This window comes from Pseudomonas sp. TWP3-1, assembly GCF_049896625.1.
GTDB lineage: Bacteria > Pseudomonadota > Gammaproteobacteria > Pseudomonadales > Pseudomonadaceae > Aquipseudomonas.
This window is the reverse complement of the sequence record NZ_JAFCUQ010000013.1, coordinates 81,919-105,813: the sequence shown is the minus strand read 5'-3', so window position 1 is coordinate 105,813 and position 23,895 is coordinate 81,919. Positions and strand designations below refer to the sequence as shown.

Annotated in this window: 19 protein-coding genes; 11 read left to right on the top strand and 8 right to left on the bottom strand. The window is 59.2% G+C overall.

Annotation, left to right across the window (positions count from 1 at the left end):
- Nucleotides 1–51: 51 nt before the first annotated feature.
- Both ACP7BN_RS18425 and pcaR read right to left on the bottom strand, forming a co-directional pair.
- On the bottom strand, nt 52–1,398 hold the full coding sequence (locus ACP7BN_RS18425) for an MFS transporter (protein WP_420648186.1): 1,347 nt from the start codon (nt 1,396–1,398) through the stop codon (nt 52–54).
- Between the two features lie 270 nt (nt 1,399–1,668).
- Complete coding sequence (pcaR, locus tag ACP7BN_RS18420) at nt 1,669–2,511, bottom strand: pca regulon transcriptional regulator PcaR (protein WP_420648187.1); 843 nt, start codon at nt 2,509–2,511, stop codon at nt 1,669–1,671.
- 616 nt (nt 2,512–3,127) lie between these two features.
- Between pcaR and ACP7BN_RS18415 the strand changes: the two genes are divergently transcribed.
- Both ACP7BN_RS18415 and ACP7BN_RS18410 read left to right on the top strand, forming a co-directional pair.
- Entirely contained in the window at nt 3,128–3,328 is a 201-nt protein-coding gene (locus ACP7BN_RS18415; protein WP_420648188.1) for a hypothetical protein, read from the top strand.
- Nucleotides 3,329–3,588: 260 nt separating this feature from the next.
- A complete protein-coding gene (locus ACP7BN_RS18410) occupies nt 3,589–5,064 on the top strand; it encodes an inorganic phosphate transporter (protein ID WP_420648189.1) in 1,476 nt (491 codons plus the stop codon).
- Nucleotides 5,065–6,036: 972 nt separating this feature from the next.
- Here the strand turns inward: ACP7BN_RS18410 and ccoM are convergent.
- The 3 genes from ccoM to ACP7BN_RS18395 all read right to left on the bottom strand — a co-directional run bounded on the left by ccoM (nt 6,037) and on the right by ACP7BN_RS18395 (nt 6,936).
- Entirely contained in the window at nt 6,037–6,150 is a 114-nt protein-coding gene (gene ccoM / locus ACP7BN_RS18405; protein ID WP_003222396.1) for a cytochrome c oxidase subunit CcoM, read from the bottom strand.
- A gap of 150 nt (nt 6,151–6,300) precedes the next feature.
- Nucleotides 6,301–6,459, bottom strand: coding sequence for a hypothetical protein (locus tag ACP7BN_RS18400; RefSeq protein WP_420648190.1), 159 nt, complete (start codon nt 6,457–6,459; stop codon nt 6,301–6,303).
- A gap of 135 nt (nt 6,460–6,594) precedes the next feature.
- Complete coding sequence (locus ACP7BN_RS18395; RefSeq protein WP_426205544.1) at nt 6,595–6,936, bottom strand: aspartate-semialdehyde dehydrogenase; 342 nt, start codon at nt 6,934–6,936, stop codon at nt 6,595–6,597.
- 241 nt (nt 6,937–7,177) lie between these two features.
- On the opposite strand from ACP7BN_RS18395, the gene rapA reads away from it, so the two are divergent.
- Complete coding sequence (gene rapA, locus ACP7BN_RS18390) at nt 7,178–10,024, top strand: RNA polymerase-associated protein RapA (RefSeq protein ID WP_426205543.1); 2,847 nt, start codon at nt 7,178–7,180, stop codon at nt 10,022–10,024.
- A gap of 199 nt (nt 10,025–10,223) precedes the next feature.
- On the opposite strand, the gene ACP7BN_RS18385 is transcribed toward rapA, so the two are convergent.
- Entirely contained in the window at nt 10,224–11,573 is a 1,350-nt protein-coding gene (locus ACP7BN_RS18385; RefSeq protein WP_426205542.1) for a spinster family MFS transporter, read from the bottom strand.
- Nucleotides 11,574–11,875: 302 nt separating this feature from the next.
- Between ACP7BN_RS18385 and ACP7BN_RS18380 the strand changes: the two genes are divergently transcribed.
- Together ACP7BN_RS18380 and ACP7BN_RS18375 are read left to right on the top strand one after the other, a co-directional pair.
- A complete protein-coding gene (locus tag ACP7BN_RS18380) occupies nt 11,876–12,244 on the top strand; it encodes a YkgJ family cysteine cluster protein (protein WP_426205541.1) in 369 nt (122 codons plus the stop codon).
- A gap of 147 nt (nt 12,245–12,391) precedes the next feature.
- Nucleotides 12,392–14,674: a putative bifunctional diguanylate cyclase/phosphodiesterase gene (locus ACP7BN_RS18375; protein ID WP_426205540.1), complete on the top strand. Its 2,283-nt coding sequence runs from the start codon at nt 12,392–12,394 to the stop codon at nt 14,672–14,674.
- Here ACP7BN_RS18375 and ACP7BN_RS18370 read toward each other — a convergent pair.
- The gene (locus ACP7BN_RS18370; RefSeq protein WP_426205539.1) at nt 14,565–15,461 is read right to left on the bottom strand and encodes an NAD(P)-dependent oxidoreductase; all 897 of its coding nucleotides are present in this window, start codon (nt 15,459–15,461) and stop codon (nt 14,565–14,567) included. The two genes, ACP7BN_RS18375 and ACP7BN_RS18370, sit on opposite strands and share 110 nt — an antisense overlap.
- 197 nt (nt 15,462–15,658) lie before the next feature.
- Here ACP7BN_RS18370 and ACP7BN_RS18365 point away from each other — a divergent pair, with 197 nt between their 5' ends.
- Nucleotides 15,659–17,860, top strand: a complete 2,202-nt coding sequence (locus ACP7BN_RS18365; protein WP_426205538.1) for a hypothetical protein — start codon at nt 15,659–15,661, stop codon at nt 17,858–17,860.
- Nucleotides 17,861–18,179: 319 nt separating this feature from the next.
- On the opposite strand, the gene ACP7BN_RS18360 is transcribed toward ACP7BN_RS18365, so the two are convergent.
- Nucleotides 18,180–18,485, bottom strand: coding sequence for a DUF2288 domain-containing protein (locus ACP7BN_RS18360; RefSeq protein WP_426205537.1), 306 nt, complete (start codon nt 18,483–18,485; stop codon nt 18,180–18,182).
- Nucleotides 18,486–18,838: 353 nt separating this feature from the next.
- On the opposite strand from ACP7BN_RS18360, the gene ACP7BN_RS18355 reads away from it, so the two are divergent.
- The 5 genes from ACP7BN_RS18355 to ACP7BN_RS18335 all read left to right on the top strand — a co-directional run bounded on the left by ACP7BN_RS18355 (nt 18,839) and on the right by ACP7BN_RS18335 (nt 23,839).
- On the top strand, nt 18,839–19,966 hold the full coding sequence (locus ACP7BN_RS18355; protein WP_426205536.1) for a branched-chain amino acid ABC transporter substrate-binding protein: 1,128 nt from the start codon (nt 18,839–18,841) through the stop codon (nt 19,964–19,966).
- A gap of 230 nt (nt 19,967–20,196) precedes the next feature.
- Nucleotides 20,197–21,120: a high-affinity branched-chain amino acid ABC transporter permease LivH gene (livH, locus tag ACP7BN_RS18350; RefSeq protein WP_420648200.1), complete on the top strand. Its 924-nt coding sequence runs from the start codon at nt 20,197–20,199 to the stop codon at nt 21,118–21,120.
- The gene (locus ACP7BN_RS18345; RefSeq protein WP_420648201.1) at nt 21,117–22,373 is read left to right on the top strand and encodes a high-affinity branched-chain amino acid ABC transporter permease LivM; all 1,257 of its coding nucleotides are present in this window, start codon (nt 21,117–21,119) and stop codon (nt 22,371–22,373) included. The genes livH and ACP7BN_RS18345 overlap by 4 nt, the downstream gene beginning before the upstream one ends.
- The gene (gene livG / locus ACP7BN_RS18340; RefSeq protein WP_420648202.1) at nt 22,370–23,137 is read left to right on the top strand and encodes a high-affinity branched-chain amino acid ABC transporter ATP-binding protein LivG; all 768 of its coding nucleotides are present in this window, start codon (nt 22,370–22,372) and stop codon (nt 23,135–23,137) included. The genes ACP7BN_RS18345 and livG overlap by 4 nt, the downstream gene beginning before the upstream one ends.
- Nucleotides 23,138–23,839, top strand: coding sequence for an ABC transporter ATP-binding protein (locus ACP7BN_RS18335; protein ID WP_420648203.1), 702 nt, complete (start codon nt 23,138–23,140; stop codon nt 23,837–23,839).
- The last annotated feature ends 56 nt before the right edge of the window (nt 23,840–23,895 follow it).

Sequence of the window (23,895 nt, the reverse complement as noted above, 5' to 3'; positions counted from 1 at the left end):
TCGACTGAGCGTTCGTTTATCGAACAGATTGTTGTCTGCCTATCGACCTACTTAGGTCGCATCCGCGTGACTGACCAAGCCCTTGATTACCACCGCCGTTGCCGCCAATCCGGCCGGGATTACCAACGCGGTCAGCACTTGCTCGAAATTCCAGCCCAAGCCAAGCAACGTCGCCCCCATCCACGCACCGAGAATCGCGCCGAAGCGGCCAATCCCGAGCATCCACGACACCCCGGTCGCGCGGCCCTGAGTCGGATAGAACCGCGCCGCCAGCGACGGCATGGCCGATTGCGCACCGTTGACGCACATGCCGGCGACCAAAACCAGCGTGGCGAGCAAGGTGATGTTGCCCAGGCTCTGACCGACCGCGTAGGCAAACACCCCGGCCAGCAGGTAGAAAATGCCGATGACCTTGTGCGGATTGAAGCGGTCCATCGCCCAGCCTACGCCGACCGCGCTCAACACCCCGCCGAACTGGAACAACGCGCCGATGAACGCCGCTTGTTCCATGCTCGCGCCGCTGTCACGCATCAAGGTCGGCAGCCAACTGGTCAGCAGGTAAACGATCACCAGGCCCATGAAATAGGTCAGCCATAGCAACAACGTGCCGGTGCTGTAGGTGCCGGAGAAAATCACCGCGAATACATTGCGCGCCTTGACGGTTTGCTGCTCCGGCACACTAAAGCTCGAGGCCTGGGCAACGATGCTTGGTTCAATCGGTGCGAGGGTCTTGCGCACTTTGTCGGTGCCACGGTTACGCACTACCAGGTAGCGCGCCGATTCCGGCAGCCAGAACAGCAGCACCACGGTGAGGATGAGCGGCAGAACCCCGCCAATCAGCAGCAAGCTGTGCCAGCCGAACGCCGGAATCAACTTGGCCGAGATAAACCCGCCACCGGCCATACCGAGGTTGAAACCGCAGAACATGCTGGTCACCAGCAGCGACTTTTTGCGCTCCGGGGTGTACTCCGAGAGCAGCGTGGTGGCGTTGGGCATGCCGGCGCCGAGACCCAATCCGGTGAGGAAGCGCAGCACCAACAGTTGGTCTACGTTGGTGGCGTAAGCGGAGGCCAAGCTGAAAGCGCCGAACAGAAACACCGCGCCGACCAGTACGACTTTGCGCCCGAAGCGGTCAGCCAGTGGCCCGGAGCCGAGTGCGCCGAAGACCATGCCGATCAGCGCGGCGCTCATCACCGGGCCGAGACTGGCGCGGTCGATCCCCCAGTCCTGCGAGAGCGCCGGGGCGATGAAACCCATGGCTGCGGTGTCGAGGCCATCGAGGAAGACAATCAGAAAACACAGGATCACCACCCGCCACTGGTAGCGCGAGATCGGTTGGGCATTGATGAAGGACTGCACGTCGAGGCAGTTACCGACAGCGGACTGGGGCTGGTTCATTATTTTTATTCCACGCAAAAAACGCAGTCGAACGGCGGCCGGCTCAATTCAGGCACGGACACAAGAATAGAAGGTTGAAATCAGGCGTTGCTGGGCGGGCCAGAGGGGAACGTGCGCATCGGGAGTTGCCTCTTGTCTTTATTATTGGAGCGCCAGCATCCGGTTGCCGAAAGGAGCATGTACCGGATGACGCTGCCGCGACATTAATGATCCGGAGGTTTGAGCGTCAATTCGATAAACGCAACTCTGTGCGTTTATCGAACAGCTTCCTCAGGCGAAAAGTTGGGCGCTGAGGTCGCGGCTGGCGCTGAGCAAGCCGGGCAAGAAGCGTTGTTCCAGCTCGGTGCGGCTGACGCGCCCGGCGTGGGTGCTGACGTTGAGCGCCGCGACCACTTGGCCGGATGCGTCGTAGACCGGCACGGCAATCGAACGCAGGCCTTGCTCCAGTTCCTGATCGACAATGCACCAGCCCTGCTGCCGGACTTCCTGCAAACATTCGAGCAACGTGTCGGCGGTGTGAATGGTGCGGCTGGTCTTGGCCACCAGTTCAGCGTGATCGAGGTATTCGCGCAGTGAGGTGTCATCCAGCGCCGCCAGCAGAATCCGCCCCATCGACGTGCAATAGGCCGGCAGGCGCCCGCCCACCGACAGATCGACCGAGATCAGCCGTTGGGTGGTAGCGGAACGCGCGATATACAGAATGTCGTCGCCTTCCAGCGTGGCCATGTTGCAGGCTTCGTGAAGTTGCTCGCTCATGCGGTCGAGATACGGCTGGGCGGAAACGGCCAGTGGTGTCGAAGACAGATAGGCGTGGCCGAGGGTCAGGACTTTCGGCAGCAGCGAGTAAGTGCGGCCGTCGGTGGTGGCGTAGCCGAGTTTGATCAGTGTATGCAGACAACGGCGCACGGCGGCGCGGGGAATTTCCGTGCGGTGGCTGATCTGCGCGATGGTCAGGTGGCGCTTGCGCTCCTGAAACGCCTGCACCACAGCCAGACCACGGGCCAGCGACGTCATGAAGTCCGGGTCACCGGTCAGCGCCTGAATGCGTTTGGCCGGCGAGGCCACGATCGGCGGCGCCACTGAAGTGAAGGAGTTGCGCATCTGATCGTTCATTTCGGGTCCTTTGTCCTGTGCGGATCTGCGGCTATACAAGCTGCTCACGGCGCAATGCACAAGCATCGGGCCACCAAGATTGGGCGATTATCGAACCGTCGACCGATTATCGCAACCGCCCGGCCCCGCTCGCCGAGCCTGCATCTGAACTTGAGCTGCGCTATTAAGTTGTTCGACTAAATGGCGCCAAAAACACACCGCTTCGCAACATCGGTGTAACTACTGCAAAAAGTTACGGGTCACAAAACAATCACACATCCCGAACCGTTTTTAACTTGGCAAAGATAGTCATTCCCGAATCGGCCGCTATAATGCACTTCAGTGGCGCTGCGCAATTACTTGCCGAGAGTGCCGCCGGCTGACGCGATGTCCATTGTTGTCAGCCCCAGCCAGCGCCTGATGCTCATTATTCATGCACCGCCAGCGCGCTCGCTGAAACAGGAAGCTGATGCTGCGTCAGTTTTAATCTGGTGCCGTAGCCGCCTGCAACACGGAAGTCTTGACCCCGCCGATTGCCCCGCTGCCTGTTCAGGTTGCGTCGTGTCGGTGAATTGGTTCAATTGATTCGTTGCAGTGTGTTCACCAGACCTTCAACTCAACTCAAACAGGTAGCACTGTGACGAAAGACGAACTGCGCGCGGAACTTGAGCGCCAGGAACAACGTTACAAGGATGTTTACGGCGGGGAAGTCACCACCTACGCCGCCCAGCCAGAACCTGAACGCAAAGCCTGGCGTAAACGCCCTACCGTTCAGGATCAGGTCTTCCAGCAGGAACTGAAAAAAATGGAAGAGGAACTCAAACCAGAAGAGCCGTGAGCCTCTGGCGCTGAGTTGTGACCCGTTTCCGAGATTTTTCGCACAGGCGTTCAAGCCCCCGCAGCACGGGGTGTTGCGCTTGCGACGTGGCTATTTTTTCAAGCCAATCAAAGACTTGTAAAACCGGGTAAAACACTCGGGGGTTACGCTTTGCCACAAATTAATTCGATGAAGATTGTTACCGATGAGCAGGTAGGGCATCGATTTCCAGTCTTTTCTGGCATAATCGCGCCCCCTTATGACCGGGTCAGAAAACCTTCATGATCGATTTATTCAGCGGACTGGATGCTTGGGTGCTTGTGAGCCTCTTGCTCGCCCTGGCGTTTGTCCTCGCCTTCGAGTTCATCAATGGATTTCATGACACCGCTAACGCGGTAGCCACTGTTATCTACACCAAAGCGATGCCGCCCCACCTGGCGGTGTTCTTCTCCGGTGTCTTCAATTTCCTCGGCGTGCTGCTGGGCGGGGTTGGCGTGGCGTATGCCATCGTTCACCTGCTGCCGGTTGAGCTGCTGATCAACGTCAACACCGGCCACGGTCTGGCGATGGTGTTCTCGTTGCTCGCCGCCGCGATCACCTGGAACCTGGGCACCTGGTACTTCGGTATCCCGGCCTCCAGTTCGCACACGCTGATCGGTTCGATCCTCGGTGTCGGCCTGGCCAATGCGCTGATCAACGACATTCCGTTGGCTGACGGGGTCAACTGGCAGAAAGCGATCGATATCGGCGCCTCGCTGGTGTTCTCGCCGATGGCCGGTTTCCTGATTGCCGCACTGATCCTGATCGGTCTGAAATGGTGGCGTCCGCTGTCCAAGATGCACAAGACCCCGGAACAGCGCCGCAAGATCGACGACAAGAAGCACCCACCGTTCTGGAATCGTCTGGTCCTGGTGATCTCGGCCATGGCCGTGAGCTTCGTGCACGGTTCCAACGATGGCCAGAAAGGCATCGGCCTGATCATGCTCGTACTGATCGGTATCGTCCCGGCGCAATTCGTACTCGATCTCGGCAGCACCACTTACCAGATCGAACGCACCCGCGACGCGACCCTGCACCTGAGCCAGTTCTACAAGCGCAACGGCGACACGCTGGGTGAGTTCCTCGCGCTGGGCAAAAGCGTCGAAGGCGATCTGCCGGAGAAATTCCGTTGCAACCCGCAACAGACCGAACCGACTATCTCCGCCCTCCTCGATACACTTAAAGGTGTAGCGGATTACCACTCGCTGTCCTCGGAAAGCCGTATAGAAGTGCGTCGCTACCTGCTCTGCCTGGACGACACCGCGAAGAAAGTCAGCAAGTTGCCTGGCCTGGCTGCCCGTGAAAAGGCTGATCTGGACAAACTGCGCAAAGACCTGACCACCACCACCGAATACGCCCCGTTCTGGGTGATTCTGGCAGTGGCACTGGCCTTGGGCCTGGGCACCATGGTCGGCTGGAAACGCGTAGTACTGACCATCGGCGAGAAGATCGGCAAGCAAGGCATGACCTACTCCCAAGGCATGTCGGCGCAGATCACCACAGCCACTCTTATCGGCATGGCCAACATCTTCAGTCTGCCGGTGTCGACCACCCACGTCCTGTCCTCGGGCGTGGCGGGCACCATGGTCGCGAACAAAAGCGGTCTGCAAGGTGGCACGGTGAAGACCATCCTGTTGGCTTGGGTGCTGACCCTGCCGGCTACGGTTGGCCTCTCGGCCGGGTTGTTCTGGCTGGCGTCGAAGGCGTTGGGTAGCTGATAGATAGTTGTGTTGAAGAAGGCGTGATTCGAGAGGATCGCGCCTTTTTTGTTGGGAATGGGGGTTGGGGGTTGGGGGTTGGGGGTTGGGGGCATATCCGTTTTTTTTGGTAGCGGCTGCTGGCGGTTTCGCTCTTACAGCGAGTCACCTTTTCCAAACGCCGAAAAGGTAACCCAAAAGGCTTCTCCCTGGCGTACGGCACTTCGCTTAAGCTCAGTGTTCCCTCGCTACGGCGCCCATCAGGGGGCATCGCCTCCGGTTTGCTTCGCTGCACCTCCTCTCGATGTATGCGGCTTCGCCGCACGGCGCTGCGCGCCTACCCCTGATGAGCGCCTACGCTCGGCCTGCCGATGGGGCTTGAGATCAAAAGTCACATCAAAAGCCGGATCAAGAGCCCCTCACCCTAGCCCTCTCCCAGAGGGAGAGGGAACTGACCGAGTGGTTTGGCAGAGGTGCGCCGACGTGAAATACCAAGCCGAACTCAGGCTATGAAAAGACCACAAATCGGCTCCCTCTCCTCGGGGAGAGGGCTGGGGTGAGGGGTGAATCCACCGCAAAACCAAAGCCGAACACCCGCCCCTCACCACTCAACACAATGAGCGTTAGCTCGAGTGCAGCTTTTGATCTCAAGCGCCCGTCGGCAGGCTGAGTGGAGGGATTGATCCGGGGGTGGGAGCGTAGCGACCGTTCGACGAAGTCGAACACATCGAGAGGAGGTGCAGCGCAGCAAACCGGAGGCGATGCCCCCGGATCAATCCCGGAGCGAAGGAACCCGAGCCTAAGCGAGGGCCGAACGTCAGGGTAAAGCCTTTTGGGTTACCTTTTCGGCGTCTGGAAAAGGTGACCCGCCGTAAGGGCGGAACCGTCAGCCGCAGCACCCGAAGCAACGGATAAACCCCCAAAACAAAAACAAAAAAAGGGGCAACCGAAGTCGCCCCAAAATGCCTTGCGTGCTCATAAAATCCAGAAGAACTACTTCTTGCGCTTATTCGCATCCTTCCAGATAAAAAATCCAAACCCTGCAAAAAACAGAACCATGAGGCCAACTGTCAGCACCCCGGCAAACACCACGTTATCGAAAAACATGACTGGCCTCCTGGCCCCTGCTCTGCTGCGATGGAGCTAAGTTAACCAATCACGCAGGCACAGCAATTGACCAGGATCAATGCCGGACGATAAGCGAGGGAAGAAGGAGGGAATACAACTGACCTGCATCAAAAGATGCAGGGAGGGGGATCAACGCTTTTTCGGTTTCTTCGACTTTTTCTTGGTTTTGCCCAACGGCATCGCCTGCTCGAACGCCTGACGCACTTCATTCAGGCGCTTGTCGTTGAGGTCGTGCACACGCTTGGCACGTTCGGAATTGAGGTCGATCAGTTTGTCGTCTTGGCTCATGGCGTTCGGTACATCGCTGGTCAGAATCACAACTGCCGCTTCACAGGCAGGACTGCGCCAATCATGCCGCCTGACGCAAGCGCTGACCAGCCATCGAGATAAACGCTCTACAACAATTCATGTAAATGAGCGGACTCAGATCTGAATATCGACCCACAAACCCTGACGCGGCTGATCTTCCATCAGCGGCACCACCGGCACGGTATTGTCGGCATTCAGCTCGTCACCAGGCACGGCAAGATGTTCTTCAGGATCGTTGTCAGCTTCGCGGCGCCGGCGTTCCCGTTCCTGCTGACGTCGCTGTTCTTCGCGCAGCTGGAATCCCGCCTCTTCCGGGTCGCGTTTTTGCAGGTCGATCGTGCTTTCGTTGGAGCTTTCCTGCACCGGCACCACCGGCGGGATCTCCGGCCGTGGTCGAACCGGATCCTGCTGGGAAGTGACCGGCACGGCACTCAGGGGGAGCATCGGTGGCAGCATATAGAAGGTTCTCCTGTCGGCAGGCTATCGGCTGCGGCGGGGGTGCCTTGAGCCATCGGTCGCAAACTTGTGACCGGGTTGGCACTCACTGGTGCCCTGCCCCCACGTAAAACTGACAGATGACCGCATTTCTTCAGGCTTGCAGCTCGCAGCTAAAGCACGTCGCAACACCTAATCCTTTGGCCCTGAGCCCCTCATTCCGTTAAGATAGCCCGCTTTTTCAAGGTGGGAGACAGGCAGCATGGCGCAGCAGTATCAACCGGGGCAACGCTGGATCAGTGACAGCGAAGCCGAGCTGGGTTTAGGCACCGTTCTGGCACAGGACGGCCGCTTGTTGACCGTGCTCTATCCGGCCACTGGCGAAACCCGCCAGTACGCGCTACGGAATGCGCCCCTCACCCGCGTGCGATTCTCGCCGGGCGACTCGATCACTCACTTCGAAGGCTGGAAGCTGACGGTTCAGGAAGTCGACGACGTCGATGGCCTGCTGGTTTACCACGGCCTCAATGCGCAAAACGAAGTGGTCACCCTGCCGGAAACCCAGCTGTCGAACTTCATCCAGTTCCGTCTGGCCAGCGACCGCCTGTTCGCCGGGCAGATCGACCCGCTGGCCTGGTTCTCCCTGCGTTACCACACCCTCGAACACACCAGCCGCCAGTTGCAATCGGCACTCTGGGGTCTGGGTGGCGTGCGTGCGCAGCCCATCGCGCACCAGTTGCACATCGCCCGTGAAGTCGCTGACCGTATTGCGCCACGCGTATTGCTGGCTGACGAAGTGGGTCTGGGTAAAACCATCGAAGCCGGTCTGGTGATCCATCGTCAACTGCTCTCCGGCCGCGCCAACCGCGTGTTGATCCTGGTTCCGGAAAATCTCCAGCACCAGTGGCTGGTGGAAATGCGCCGCCGCTTCAACCTGCAAGTGGCGCTGTTCGACGAAGAACGCTTCATCGAAAGCGATGCCTCCAACCCGTTCGAAGATACACAGCTTGCCCTGGTAGCTTTGGAGTGGCTGGTCGACGACGAGAAGGCGCAGGACGCGTTGTTCGCCGCCGGTTGGGATTTGCTGGTGGTCGACGAAGCGCATCACCTGGTCTGGCACGAAGAGAAAGCCAGCCCGGAATACACCCTGGTCGAGCAGCTTGCTGAAACGATCCCGGGCGTGCTGCTACTCACTGCGACCCCGGAACAGCTCGGTCAGGACAGCCACTTCGCGCGTCTGCGTCTGCTCGACCCGAACCGCTTCCATGACCTGGCCGCATTCCGCGCCGAGAGCGAAAACTATCGCCCGGTGGCTGAAGCCGTTCAGGAACTTATGGACAAAGGTCGCCTGTCACCCGCCGCGCACAAAACCATTCACGGTTTCCTCGGCAACGAAGGCGAAGCCTTGCTGACCGCCGTCAACGATGGCGATGCCGAAGCCAGCGCACGCCTCGTGCGTGAGCTGCTTGACCGCCACGGCACCGGCCGCGTGCTGTTCCGTAACACCCGCGCCGCCGTGCAGGGTTTCCCCGAGCGCAAACTGCATCCGTACCCGCTGCCGTGCCCGGACGAATACCTCGAACTGCCGCTGGGCGATCACGCCGAGCTGTACCCGGAAGTCAGCTTCCAGGCCCAGCCGGATGCCAGCGAAGAAGAGCGCTGGTGGAAATTCGACCCGCGCGTCGAGTGGCTGATCGATCAGCTGAAAATGCTCAAGCGAACCAAAGTGCTGGTGATCTGCGCCCACGCCGAAACCGCAATGGACCTGGAAGACGCACTGCGCGTGCGTTCCGGCATCCCGGCCACGGTGTTCCATGAAGGCATGAACATCCTTGAGCGTGACCGCGCCGCCGCTTACTTCGCTGATGAAGAGTTCGGCGCCCAGGTATTGATCTGCTCGGAAATCGGCAGTGAAGGTCGCAACTTCCAGTTCGCCCATCACCTGGTCCTGTTCGATCTGCCGTCGCACCCGGATTTGCTCGAACAGCGTATCGGGCGTCTCGACCGGATCGGCCAGAAGCACATCATCGAAGTACACGTGCCGTACCTGGAAACCAGCCCGCAAGCGCGGCTGTTCCAGTGGTATCACGAAGCGTTGAATGCGTTCCTCAACACTTGCCCGACCGGCAACGCCTTGCAGCATCAGTTCGGCCCGCGCCTGCTGCCGCTGCTCGAAGCAGCCGACGACAGCGAGTGGCAAGCGCTGATCGACGAAGCGCGCACCGAGCGCGAGCGTCTGGAGCAAGAGCTTCACACCGGTCGCGACCGCCTGCTGGAGCTCAACTCCGGCGGCGCTGGCGAAGGTGATGCGCTGGTCGAGGACATCCTCGAGCAAGACGATCAGTTCGCCCTGCCGATCTACATGGAAACCCTGTTCGACGCGTTCGGCATCGACAGCGAAGACCATTCGGAAAACGCCCTGATCCTCAAGCCGAGCGAGAAGATGCTCGACGCCAGTTTCCCGCTGGGCGACGACGAAGGCGTGACCATCACTTACGACCGCAACCAGGCGCTGTCGCGTGAAGACATGCAGTTCATCACCTGGGAACACCCGATGGTGCAGGGCGGCATGGATCTGGTGCTGTCCGGTTCGATGGGCAACACCGCCGTCGCGCTGATCAAGAACAAGGCGCTCAAGCCGGGCACGGTGCTGCTGGAATTGCTCTACGTCAGCGAAGTGGTTGCCCCGCGCTCGCTGCAACTGGGCCGTTACCTGCCACCGGCCGCTCTGCGCTGCCTGCTCGATGCCAATGGCAACGATCTGTCGTCGCGAGTGGCTTTCGAAACCCTCAACGATCAGTTGGAAAGCGTGCCACGCGCCAGCGCCAACAAGTTCATCCAGGCCCAGCGCGATCAGCTGACGCCACGGATCAACGCCGGTGAAGAGAAGATCGCCCCGCGTCACGCCGAGCGCGTGGCCGAGGCCCGCCGTCGTCTGGCGGCCGACACCGACGAAGAACTGGCGCGCCTGACCGCGTTGCAAGCGGTCAACCCGACCGTGCGTGACAGCGAACTGGTCGCCCTGCGCAATCAGCGTGAGCAAGGTCTGGCGATGCTGGATAAAGCGGCGTTGCGACTGGAAGCGATTCGGGTGTTGGTGGCGGGTTAACTCCCCTGCTCTGGCGTCGTAAATGAAAAGGCCCGCAGCGATGCGGGCCTTTTTGTTTGTCTGCTATTTTCAGCTGCCGCTGATGGCCTCATCGCTGGCAAGTCGAATCGTCGCACCGCAGCTCCCACAGGTTTCGGGTTGGACACAGATTATGTGTACGACTCGGTCACTGTGGGAGCTGGCTTGCCAGCGATAGCGGTTAAGCAGTCACCGCTGCAACCTCTGGCTCAACCACAGCCACCAACCCCTCTTTCATACGCTGCGCATCGCGCACAAAACACCGCGCCGCCAGAAACAGAAACACCATGGTCAGAAACAGCGCCACCGGAATCAGGTACATCGCGTCATGCAAGCCGACAGCCTTGAACGCTTCCGTCATCTGCTCCGCCCCCGCCGCGACCATCGCCGATTTGGCAAAGTGATCTGACAAACCACCAACCACCACCGGCCCCAAACCGCCACCGAGCAGATACAACCCGGCAAAGAACAGCGCCATCGCCGTGGCGCGCAGGCGCGGCTCGACCACGTCCTGAATCGCCGTGTAAACGCACGTATAAAAGTTGTAAGCAAACAACCACCCCAGACTGAACACCGCCACAAACAAGCCGATCTCAATCCGCCCCGCATGCAACGCCCATGCGGTGCACACCGTCGAAACAATCAGACTGAACGCCGCAAACAGCAGCCGCCCATTGGCCACCCGCTGGTGGATCTTGTCAGCAATCCAGCCGCCGAGGGTCAGGCCAACCAGCCCGGTCACGCCCACAATCACCCCGGTAGCCACCGCCGCTTCCTGCAACGGCATCAGAAAATAGCGCTGCAGCATCGGTACCAGAAACGAGTTGCAGGCATAGGTCGCGAAGTTGAAGCACAACCCGGCCATCACCAGCCACAGAAAGGTCGGCACCGCGAGAATCCGGCGCATCGGTTTGTCGACTTTCTCCTGCGACACCTGCACGGCCTCCGCAGCACCGCGCTTGGGCTCCTTGATGAAAAACATGAAGACCGCCAGCAACAACCCCGGCACCGCAGCGATAAAAAACGGCGCGCGCCAGCTGTCGAACGCCTTGACCATCCAGCCAATGGTGAAGAATGCCAGCAGCAAGCCCAATGGCAAGCCGAGCATGAAAATGCCCATGGCCCGCGCCCGGCGATGCGCCGGGAACAGGTCGCCGATCAACGAGTTGGCGGCCGGCGCATAACTGGCCTCGCCAATGCCAATCCCCATGCGCACGATCAGGAAACTCCAGAAACTGCCGACCAGCCCGTTGACCGCCGTCAGCGCGCTCCAGGTCGCCAGGCCCCAGCCCATCAGTTTGGCGCGCGAGCCGGTGTCGGCCATGCGCCCCAAGGGCAGGCCGGCGATCGCGTAAACAATGGTGAATGCAGTGCCGACGATCCCCAACTGAAAGTCGCTGAGGTGCCATTCCATGCGGATCGGCTCGATGATGATCGCCGGGATCGTGCGGTCGAAGAAATTGAACAGGTTGGCAAGGAACAGCAGGAACAGAATGCGCCAGGCATTCGCCGCTTGGGTCGAGTTCTGCATGGGTCCGTCTCTTTATTGTTATTAGGGCTTCACTGCCAACGCATCCGAGCCCGGAACTGGCAATTTAGTCAGCCGCGCGGGGGCTGTCTGTGATCATTCGTCTGACTGATATAGACCCATTGCACTGTAAAGAAACGTAAGCCCTTGAAAAGCCTCGAATCGCCCAAAAACAGGGGCTTTTCCGGCAAAACCCGGCAACGAAAAAATACTTCAGCGCCCCCCTTCCCAAGTCCGTGGCGAAGCCTAGAATGGCCGCCGGATCTGTCCAGATCCAGCCGATCAATCCCTTTGATGCCCTCCCCATGTCCGAAGTCAGTCCGTGTCTGAATTGCGGTGCCTGTTGTTCCCATTTTCGCGTGTCTTTTTTCTGGGGTGAGTGTGCGTCCTCCGGTGGGACGGTGCCCGATGATCTGGTGACGCAGATCACGCCAAGCCGCGTGGCGATGAACGGCACCGACTGCAAATCACCGCGCTGCATCGCGCTGGAAGGTGAAGTCGGCAGTGAAGTGAAATGCACGATTTATGAGCAACGCTCCAGCCCGTGCCGCGAGTTCGAAGCCTCGTGGGAAAGCGGCGAGCAAAACACCGACTGTGATGCCGCCCGCGCGCGCTTCGGCTTGCTGCCGCTGGAATCGGACTGGAATCTGATCCCTTTCGACCGGAGTGCCTGACCTTTAGCGCCAATCGTTATGACGCTAATTCCAAAATGGTTAGCACCAATATGCCATCACCGCATGCTCGGCAAAATCCGCCTCTATACTCCAGAAATTCGCCCGCGCACATGACGCGGGCAGGATGTCTCTGAGACGGAGCATGCTATGGAGTGGCTGGGTTTGCAGTTTGTTACCGAGCTACCGGAGAGCGGACAGCTCATTCTCGATTGCACACATAACCCATTATTGGTGCTGGTGGCCTATCTGGTCGCCTGCGCCGCGAGTTTCGCCACCCTCGACATGGCTGAACGGGTCGGCCATGCCGAAGACCGAAGTTCGCAACGGCTATGGCGCTGGATCGGTGCAACCTGCCTGGCTGGCGGCATCTGGGCCATGCACTTCATCAGCATGCTGGCGTTCCAGGCGCCGATCGACATTCAGTACGACCTGCCCATCACCTTCTTCTCGCTGCTGATCGCCCTGCTCGCCTCCTGGCTGGCCATGCACTCCCTGAGCAAACCAAAGCCAAGTCTGTTGCAATACTTCAAGACCGCTCTGGTCATCGGCCTCGGCATCGCGGGCATGCATTACGTCGGCATGGCGGCCATGGAATCCGCCGCCACGGCCTACTATCAACCGACCCTTTTTGTGTTATCCATTGTAATCGCCATCGCGGCCAGCTTCGCTGCGCTGTGGGTCGCCAGCTATTTACGCGAGGGCAGCGGACTGCATATCCAGATGCTCAAATACCTCGCCGCGCTGATTCTCGGCGCAGGCATCATCAGCATGCATTTCACCGCAATGGCCGCGCTCAATCTGGTGCTGCCAGAGGAAAGTTTCCCGACACTCGGCACGGGCACCGGCAGCCTGCAACTGGGCCTGACCGTCGCACTGATTACCTTGCTGATCCTCGGTAGCGCCGTCAGCGCCGCGTTGGCCGACAAGAAACTGCAACACAAGGACGACGATCTGCGCCGGGTCAACGCCCTGCTCAGCCAGCTCGATCAGGCGCGCATGTCGCTGCAACACGTAGCCAACTACGATGCGTTGACCAACCTGATCAATCGCCGTGGTTTCAATCAGATCTTTGCCGAGAAACTCAGCCAGAAAACCAGCGAAGGCGGAATGCTCGCAGTGATGTTTCTCGACATCGACCACTTCAAACGCATCAATGACAGCCTCGGGCATGACGCCGGCGATGAGCTGCTCAAGGTCATTGCGCAGCAGATCAAAGGCTCGGTGCGCGGGCATGAAGACGTGGTTGCGCGCTTCGGCGGCGATGAGTTCTGCATCCTCATCGGCCTGCGTGACCGTGAAGAAGCGCGCAACCTGGCGCAGCGCATCATGCTCAAGATGAAAGAACCGATCGAGCTGGCCGGCCGACGCATGGTGATGACCACCAGCATCGGCATCAGCCTGTTTCCCGAGGACGGCAGCACCTGCGATGAACTGCTCAAGCACGCGGATCTGGCGTTGTACCAATCCAAAGGCGCCGGGCGCAACGGCGTGCATTTTTTTGATTCGTCCCTGAAAAACCGCGCCAGCCAAGAATTGCAAATCGAAGAAGAACTGCGCCACGCCCTGCGCGAGGAAAACGGTTTGATGCTGTATTACCAGCCGATCTTCGAACTGAAAACCGGCCGTGTGACCAAGCTCGAAGCATTGATTCGCTGGCAACATCCGGTACACGGACTGCTGACACCGGATCGCTTTATCGCCATCGCCGAGAACAACGGGCTGATCGCCGAGCTGGACAACTGGGTGCTGCGCAAAGCCTGCGAAGACCTCGGCGAACTGTCGCGCCACGGCTGCGCCGATCTGAAAATCGCCTGGAACTGCTCGCCGCTGAATCTGGCCCGCGAAGAACTGGCCGACGAAATCGAGCGCGCCTTACGCACTGCTGGTGTGGCACCTGAAAGGCTGGAACTGGAAGTCACCGAAAACGCGCTGATGGGCAACATCGCCGACACCCTCGTGTTGTTGCGGCAGATTCGCGCCTTGGGCGTGTCATTGTCGATTGACGATTTCGGCACCGGCTACTCGTCGCTGGCCTACCTCAAGCGCCTGCCGCTGAACACCTTGAAAGTCGATCGCTCGTTCATCCTCGATATCCCCAAAGCCACTGCCGACATGGAGATCGTGCAGGCGATCATCGTCATGGCGCACACCCTGCATTTGCAGGTGGTCACCGAGGGCGTGGAAACCCTCGAACAGTACGAATTCCTCGAGCGCTCCGGCTGCGACTTCATTCAAGGCTATTTGCTCAGCCGCCCCGTGCCATTGGACGAATTACGCGCGGTGCTCGAGGAGATCAATCAGCGCAAGCACTCGCACGCGGTCAATCCGTTGAGTCTGGCGCGCGGTACATTTGCACCAGTGTCGCTGGATCCTGCTGTAAAAAGCCTTGCGCCCCGTGCAGGCGCATCAGTTGTGCGGCCAATCCGCTGATGGGCGTGGCCGACCCGACTTCGCGGGAAAACTTCACCGCCGTATCCAGATCCTTGAGCAACGTACGCACGTGCCACTTCACCGGTTCGAAACGGCTCTCGGCCATTTGCGGCGCGAGAATCTGCAAAGGTCTGGAATCGGCAAACCCGCCGGCCAGTGCTTCGGCGATCAGGCCCGCGTCGACCCCGGCCTGCTCGGCCAGCGCCACCACTTCGGCAATCACCAACGCATTGCAGGCGACGATCATCTGATTGCACGCCTTGGTCACCTGACCGGCACCGACGCCGCCCATGTGCGTGACGCGCTGACCGAGATTAAGCAGGATCGGACGTACGCGCTCGAGATCCGCCACCGCCCCGCCGACCATGATCGCCAGACTGCCGGCCTCGGCGCCGACGACTCCGCCGGACACGGGCGAGTCGAGCCAGGCCATGCCGGTTCGCGCGGCCAGCTCGGTGGCCATCTCACGGGTGGCGGTCGGTTCGAGGCTGGAGAAATCCACCAGCAACTGGCCTTTGCGGGCACCTTCGATGATTCCGTTTGCGCCAAACACCACCTCGCGCACCACCGCCGTGTCGGCCAGGCACAGCATCACTACCTCCGCGTGTGCGCACAGTTCGGCAGACGTCGCTACTTGTCGCGCGCCCGCTTCGACCAGCGCTGCGCACTTGCCCGGATTGCGGTTCCACACCGTCAGCGGGTAACCCGCAGCCAACAAACGTCGGGACATTGGCAAGCCCATCAAGCCGATTCCGGCGAACCCCAACGAAGGTAGCGTTGACATCATTTAGCCTTCTTTTGATTAAAGATCGCCGAATAATGGCCGATCCATCATCAATCAGGAAAGGATTCCCCCGCGCGACATTCAGGCTCATTGCCTTGCGCACGGGCAAAACACGCGCAGTAAAAGACGCGAGATCTCTATTTCCGTGAGGCTCGACGACAACGGTCGTCGTGCCAACCAGTCCAGGTATATGGCGCACCATGACTTCTAAAAATAATCCGGCCACTGCGGTATCCGATCTGACTTTGAGCCCAGCCGCCAACAGCCCGGCACCGCTGAAGCCATCGCCGCCCGCGCGCCCGCTGAACACTCAGCAATACCTGTACTTCACCGAAACCAACACCGACCGCATCCTCGACAACCTCGACGGTCTGCGTGACATGGTGTTCCCGCGCCCACCGCACCTGGAAGGCGATAACGAGCAGCACAGCGAGCAGGAATTCCCCTCGGTGTGCCTGATCGGCCTCGGTCGCTGCGGCTCGAACATCGCCCTCGATGTGGCGGAGCTGGTGTACAACGCGCGCAAGTTCTACCTCAACGAATTCAACAACGAAGATCGCCCGGCCAGCGACCGACGTTCGGCCGACAAGGGCTACAGCCCGGCGCAGTGGATCAAGAACAACCTGCGCCTGGGTAACAACAAGGCGAGCAAACCGGTGTTTCTGGTTGAGCCGCTGGTGATGCTCGGCGACCTCGACAAGGACATCGCCGGGCGCATCCGTTTCTCGCGCAAGGGCGAGAAAAGCGGTTTCCTGCGCGATTACAGCAAGATGAAGATCATGGACTTGTCGGAAGTCCACGCCGGTGGCGCCGGTAACGCGCCGATCCTCGGTCAGTACCTGGCGAAGATCATCCTCAACAAGGACACCCAGCGCTTCTCCAGCCCTGACTGGAAAATGATCCACTCGTACCTGATCGACAGCTGCGGGATCAAAGCCAACCAGTCGCGCCTGTATTTCTCGATTTTCAGTGCCGGCGGCGGTACCGGCTCGGGCATGGCCTCGGAATTCGGTCTGGCCCAGCAGCACTCGTACATGAACAAGACGTTCGACACCAAGCCGATGGACGAGCACGACGGCAAGAGCGGTCATTCGTTTGTGTTCGAGCCGATCTTCACCAGCGGCATCTGCGTGCTGCCGAACATTTCCGACCACCGCAGCGAAATGTCCGAGGCGCTGCACATCAACGCCGGACGCCTGCTGTGCAAATACCTCTCGGAAGAATGGGATTTCTCTTACAACTTCGCCAACGAAGACAGCAGCGAAGCCAGCGTCATGGGCCGTATCCGCCCATGGAACGCGATGATGCTGATCTCCAACGACATCATGCGTTACGCCGAAGAAAGCGATGACGGCAACATTCAGAACATCGATGTCAACGCGATGGAAAAGCACGCCAACCAGTACATCTCGCAGCAGATTTTCAACATTCTGACGGCGCAAGCGGTCACGACTGACTACGACCAGAACTATTTCCGCCGCGCCGGCATCGACATCGGCGAAACCATCCGCCTCGACGCCAACGACTTGTTCATGAGTCTGGCCGGCCCGGTGGCAATTGCCTACGCCGAATCGGTGGTGCCGGAAACCCCGCCGCCGAGCAGCGACAAGTTCAAGGTGTTCGACAAAGAGCCGCAGCGCCTGAACATCGACGACCTGTTCTTCCGCTCGATCGACCTGCCGCACTTCAACAAGGTCACGCAGGCTATTGAAGGCATCAGCCTGCTGCCGATCGAATCCAAGCGCTATCGCGCGTCGCTGGAGCAGTACAAGAATTCCGGCTACGACGCCGCCGCGCTGCACGACCTGCACTTCTTCAAGAACTGCTCGTCGGTGGTTTCGATCGTCTCGCTACCGAAAGACTACAAGCTGTCGTACATGGATCTGAACCGGCTGAAGACCCATCTCAACAGCCTGTTCCCGAACACCACGCTCAAGCGTTATGCGCTGGTGATCGGCGCCTCGGCCAACTTGTCGCTGACCACCTTGATCGCCAAGAGCCCGTGCCTGTCGGACGACTTCCTGACGTTGATCGTGGCGTTCATCAAACGCTGCTTCGCGAAGAACCCGTACCGTTTCGACGAGACGCTGGACAACTCGATACTCGACTTCATCATCAACGAAGAATTCGACGAAGACCGCATCGACGAACTGCTCAACGAGTTCGAAAACCCGGCGAAGATCCTCGATACCAATTGGTACGCGATCAAACCGATGTACGAGAAGAAGTACCGCGAGCTGATCAACGACAAGGAGAAGTTTGTCTCGATCAACGACATTCGCCTGTCGCGTGATTGTGTGAAGAAGTCGATCAAGTACTTGCGTGAGATCTATCGTCACCGGATTGGCAAGACCAAGGTTATTTCGCTGAATAACCATACTGGCAAGACTTTCTCGGTCTGATCCGAGACCGAGGCGCCCCAATCGCTGGCAAGCCAGCTCCCACAGTGTCGGTGTGGAACACAAAATCTGTGTACGACACCGGACCTGTGGGAGCTGGCTTGCCAGCGATGAGGCCCGGAAATTCGCTGCAGATTTCAGCCCTTCCAACATCCAGAAACAATTAAGCAGCCGTTAGGCTGCTTACTAAACTGTGCCCGTTACGTTTACGTCACCGTTATGCCACCCAGGCCTGTGGCATTTCTCTACGGCAACCTGCCATCACGCTACTCGGCTACACACTTTCCCCCGCCGACGGCGCGCACCAACAAGGTGCGAGCAATCATTCAGCCGCCCTTTCCTGGATCAGAATCCACGGACTGACCACCACCGCCCACATCAGTGGATCACGCTCGAAAAGATCCAGCGCCCGCGTTTCAGACAGCTTGGCGACCTTGTCTTCGGCCAGCCAGGCAGCGACTTTCTCGCCTTCATCCGACGCTACGGCTTCGGCGACCGCGATCAGATCCAGGCCGGCGTCGACCCACAATAGGGCACCCTTGGCGAAGAACGGTTCGAGCTCCTTCCAGGTAATAGATGCAGTCTCACCAAGCAGCTTGGCATAGAGGGTGCTAGGTTCTTGATTCATGGGAAGTGTCCGGAAAAGAAATCAGCGCGAATAATAACGTTGGTAGTCCGGCAGCAAAACCCGGTTGCAAATGCTTGATCCGAACGAAAAGAGCAGGAACGCCAAGGAATGCTGCTGATTGGGGCATAAGCCCCGGGAACGCCCCGCCGCAATTCTGTCTTTTTCTTTCAAAATAGCGACACCCTCAGGTTTTGCCCCTCGGCCCCAGCTTCCCAGGCCAACAACCGGCGCTCTACACTGTACCGGTACAGTTGCCGGGGGCTTTTCCGGAGGGTATCGCCAAGATATCTGTCCCGGTTCTGCTGCTACGGCGTCAGGACTCTAAAAAAATACAACATCAAGAGTGGAGCACTATGACTAAGGCTACTAAGCAGATTTCCAAACTGTTTGCCGCTATGGTTCTGGCCGGGGTTGCCAGCCATTCGTTCGCAGCTGACACCATCAAGATCGGCATCGCCGGCCCTAAAACCGGCCCTGTAGCCCAATACGGCGACATGCAGTTCAGTGGCGCAAAAATGGCCATCGAGCAGATCAACGCCAAGGGCGGCGTAGACGGCAAGAAACTCGAAGCCGTTGAATACGATGACGCTTGCGATCCGAAACAAGCGGTAGCCGTAGCGAACAAAGTCGTCAACGACGGCGTCAAGTTCGTGGTCGGTCACCTGTGCTCCAGCTCCACTCAACCCGCTTCGGACATCTACGAAGACGAAGGCGTGATCATGATCACCCCGGCTGCCACCAGCCCGGACATCACCGCCCGTGGTTACAAAATGATCTTCCGTACTATCGGTCTCGACAGCGCCCAGGGCCCTGCCGCCGGTAACTACATTGCCGATCACGTCAAACCGAAAATCGTTGGCGTGCTGCACGACAAGCAACAATACGGTGAAGGCATCGCGACTGCGGTGAAGAAAACCCTCGAAGGCAAAAACGTCAAAGTCGGCGTGTTCGAAGGCATCAATGCCGGCGACAAAGACTTCTCGGCGATCATCGCCAAACTCAAGCAAGCCAACGTCGACTTCGTTTACTACGGCGGCTACCACCCGGAGCTGGGTCTGATCCTGCGTCAAGCCCAGGAAAAAGGCCTGAAAGCCAAGTTCATGGGTCCGGAAGGCGTGGGTAACGACTCGATCACCCAGATCGCCAAAGACGCTGCCGAAGGCCTGCTGGTAACCCTGCCGAAATCCTTCGACCAGGATCCGGCCAACGTTGCCCTGGCTGATGCATTCAAGGCGAAGAAGGAAGATCCGAGCGGTCCGTTCGTATTCCCTTCCTACTCGGCTGTGACCGTGATTGCCGAAGGCATCAAAGCGGCCAAATCCGAAGACGCGACCAAAGTGGCTGAAGCCATCCACGCTGGCACCTTCAAGACCCCGACTGGCGACCTGAGCTTCGATGCCAAGGGCGACCTGAAAGACTTCAAATTCGTGGTCTACGAGTGGCACAACGGCAAACCTAAAACTGAAGTAGCGCCTCAGTAAGGCCTTGCCTGACTGACTGCCAATAAAGCCCACGGCGTGCCGTGGGCTTTGTTTTACGAATGTAAGGGCCGCGCTGGCGTGATCCGCCAGTCTCCCCACCTGAAAATCTCAAAACCGTCATCAGCGGTTCGCTGGCAAACCCCGGATTCGAAGTGGATATAGATCCACGGGGCCGGGCGGGAAAATGACTCCACCAGTGAAATGCGTATCAGGTTTTTAGGAGCGCTGTAATGCCTGACATCTATCACTTCTTCCAACAGCTGGTTAACGGCCTCAACGTTGGCAGCATGTATGCCCTGATCGCCATCGGCTACACGATGGTTTACGGCATCATTGGAATGATCAACTTCGCCCACGGCGAGGTGTACATGATCGGTTCTTACGTGGCGTTCATCGCCATCGCCGGGCTGACCATGATGGGACTAGACAGTGTCCCGTTGTTGATGACGGCGGCGTTCATCGCCAGCATCGTTGTCACCAGTTCTTTCGGTTACAGCATCGAACGCATTGCCTACCGCCCGTTGCGCGGCAGCAACCGTCTGATCCCGCTGATTTCCGCCATCGGTATGTCGATCTTCCTGCAGAACACGGTTCTGTTGGCGCAAGACTCCAAGGACAAAGCCATCCCCAACCTGATTCCGGGCAACATTGCCTTCGGTCCAGGTGGCGCACATGAAGTGCTGATTTCCTACATGCAGATCGTGGTGTTCGTGGTGACGCTGATCGCCATGCTCGGCCTCACGCTGTTCATCTCGCGTTCACGCCTGGGTCGCGCCTGCCGCGCCTGTGCCGAAGACATCAAGATGGCCAACCTGCTGGGTATCAATACCAACAACATCATCGCCCTGACCTTCGTCATCGGTGCTGCACTGGCGGCCGTCGCGGCGGTGCTGCTGAGCATGCAATACGGTGTGATCAACCCCAACGCTGGTTTCCTCGTCGGCCTCAAGGCCTTTACCGCTGCGGTACTTGGCGGCATCGGCAGCATCCCCGGCGCGATGCTCGGCGGGCTGGTGCTCGGTGTAGCGGAAGCCTTTGGCGCTGATATCTTCGGCGACCAGTACAAGGACGTCGTGGCATTCGGCTTGTTGGTTCTGGTGCTGTTGTTCCGTCCGACCGGCATTCTGGGCCGTCCGGAGGTTGAGAAGGTATGACTAAGAATCTTAAACAGGCGCTGTTCAGTGCGCTCTTGGTTTGGGCAGTTGCGTATCCTGTGCTCGGACTGAAACTGACCATCGTCGGCATCAACCTGGAAGTGCACAACACCAGCCCGGCCATTCTGGCGACCATCGCCATTTGTTCGGTGCTGATGTTCCTGCGCGTGCTGTTCAACCAGCAGATCAGCAAGGCCTGGCGTTCGTCGCCGGACATGCCGCTGATTCCGGCCAAGGCCAGCAACTTCCTGACGCTGCCAACCACCCAGCGCTATTTCATCATTGCGCTGATCCTCCTTGCGCTGGTGTGGCCGTTCTTCGGCTCGCGTGGCGCGGTGGATATCGCGACGCTGATCCTGATCTACGTGATGCTCGGCCTCGGCCTGAACATCGTGGTAGGTCTGGCCGGTCTGCTCGACCTCGGTTATGTCGGCTTCTACGCCGTCGGCGCCTACAGCTATGCGCTGCTGTCGCACTACTATGGCCTGAGCTTCTGGATCTGCCTGCCGATTGCCGGTTTGATGGCGGCCACATTCGGCTTCCTGCTCGGCTTCCCGGTACTGCGTTTGCGCGGTGACTATCTGGCGATCGTAACCCTCGGTTTCGGCGAGATCATCCGTCTGTTCCTGCGCAACCTGACGGACATCACCGGTGGCCCGAACGGCATTAGCAACATCGAGAAACCGACGTTCTTCGGCCTGACCTTTGAACGTAAAGCCGCCGAAGGCATGCAAACCTTCCACGAGTATTTCGGCCTGCAATACAACTCGATCAACAAGGTGATCTTCCTCTACCTGGTCGCGTTGTTGCTGGCGCTGGCGGCGCTGTTCGTGATCAACCGTCTGCTGCGCATGCCCATCGGCCGTGCGTGGGAAGCGCTGCGTGAAGACGAAATCGCCTGCCGCGCTTTGGGTCTCAATCCTACGGTGATCAAGCTGTCAGCCTTCACCCTCGGTGCTGCGTTCGCCGGTTTCGCCGGTAGCTTCTTCGCTGCGCGTCAGGGGTTGGTCACACCGGAATCGTTCACCTTCATCGAGTCGGCGATCATCCTCGCCATCGTGGTGCTGGGTGGCATGGGCTCGCAACTGGGCGTGATTCTCGCGGCCGTTGTGATGATCCTGTTGCCGGAAATGATGCGTGAGTTCAGTGAATACCGGATGTTGATGTTCGGTGCGCTGATGGTGTTGATGATGATCTGGCGTCCACAAGGTCTGCTGCCGATGCAACGCCCACACATGGAGTTGCGAAAATGAGCCGCGAGATCCTTAAAGTCGAAAACCTGAGCATGCGCTTCGGTGGCCTGCTGGCGGTCAACGGCGTGGCCCTGACCGTCAAAGAGAAACAAGTGGTGGCACTGATCGGGCCGAACGGCGCGGGCAAGACCACCGTGTTCAACTGCCTGACCGGTTTCTATCAGCCATCGGGCGGCAGTATCCTGCTGGACGGCGAGCCGATCCAGGGTCTGCCGGGCCACAAGATCGCGCTCAAAGGCGTGGTGCGCACCTTCCAGAACGTGCGGTTGTTCAAGGACATGACGGCGGTCGAGAACCTGTTGATCGCCCAGCATCGGCACCTGAACACCAACTTCCTCTCCGGCCTGTTCAAGACCCCGGCGTTCCGCAAAAGCGAGCGCGAGGCGATGGAATTTGCCGAGTACTGGCTGGACAAGGTCAACCTCACGGAGTTTGCCAACCGTACCGCCGGCACCCTGGCTTACGGTCAGCAACGGCGCCTGGAAATCGCTCGCTGCATGATGACCCGTCCGCGGATCCTCATGCTCGACGAACCGGCCGCCGGTTTGAACCCGAAGGAAACCGAAGACCTCAAAGCGCTGATCAGCATGCTGCGTGAAGAGCACAACGTCACCGTGCTGCTGATCGAGCACGACATGAAACTGGTCATGAGCATTTCCGATCACATCGTCGTGATCAACCAGGGCACACCGCTGGCCGACGGTACGCCGGAGCAGATCCGCGACAATCCTGAAGTGATCAAAGCCTATCTGGGGGAAGCGTAAATGCTGCAATTCGAAAACGTTTCCACCTTCTACGGCAAGATCCAGGCGCTGCACAGCGTCAACGTCGAGATCCGTCAGGGCGAAATCGTCACCCTGATCGGCGCCAACGGTGCCGGCAAGTCCACGCTGCTGATGACGCTCTGCGGTTCACCGCAGGCGCACAGCGGCAGCATCCGCTACATGGGTGAGGAACTGATCGGCCAGGACTCGTCGCAGATCATGCGCAAGAGCATCGCAGTCGTGCCGGAAGGTCGCCGGGTGTTTGCCCGTCTGACCGTGGAAGAAAACCTCGCCATGGGCGGATTCTTCACCGACAAGGGCGACTATCAGGAACAGATGGACAAGGTTCTCGGACTTTTCCCACGCCTGAAAGAACGCTTTGCGCAACGCGGCGGCACCATGTCCGGCGGCGAACAGCAAATGCTCGCCATCGGCCGGGCGCTGATGAGCAAGCCGAAACTGTTGCTGCTCGACGAGCCATCGCTGGGTCTGGCACCGATCATCATCCAGCAGATCTTCGACATCATCGAACAACTGCGCAAGGACGGCGTGACGGTGTTCCTGGTCGAGCAGAACGCCAACCAGGCGCTGAAAATTGCTGACCGCGCATACGTTCTGGAGAACGGCCGGGTGGTGATGCAAGGCACTGGTGAAGCGCTGTTGACCGATCCGAAAGTGCGCGAGGCGTATCTCGGCGGTTGATGTATTTCGCCCAACAAAAAAACGGCCTGCGGGCCGTTTTTTTGTTTTGCCACTGA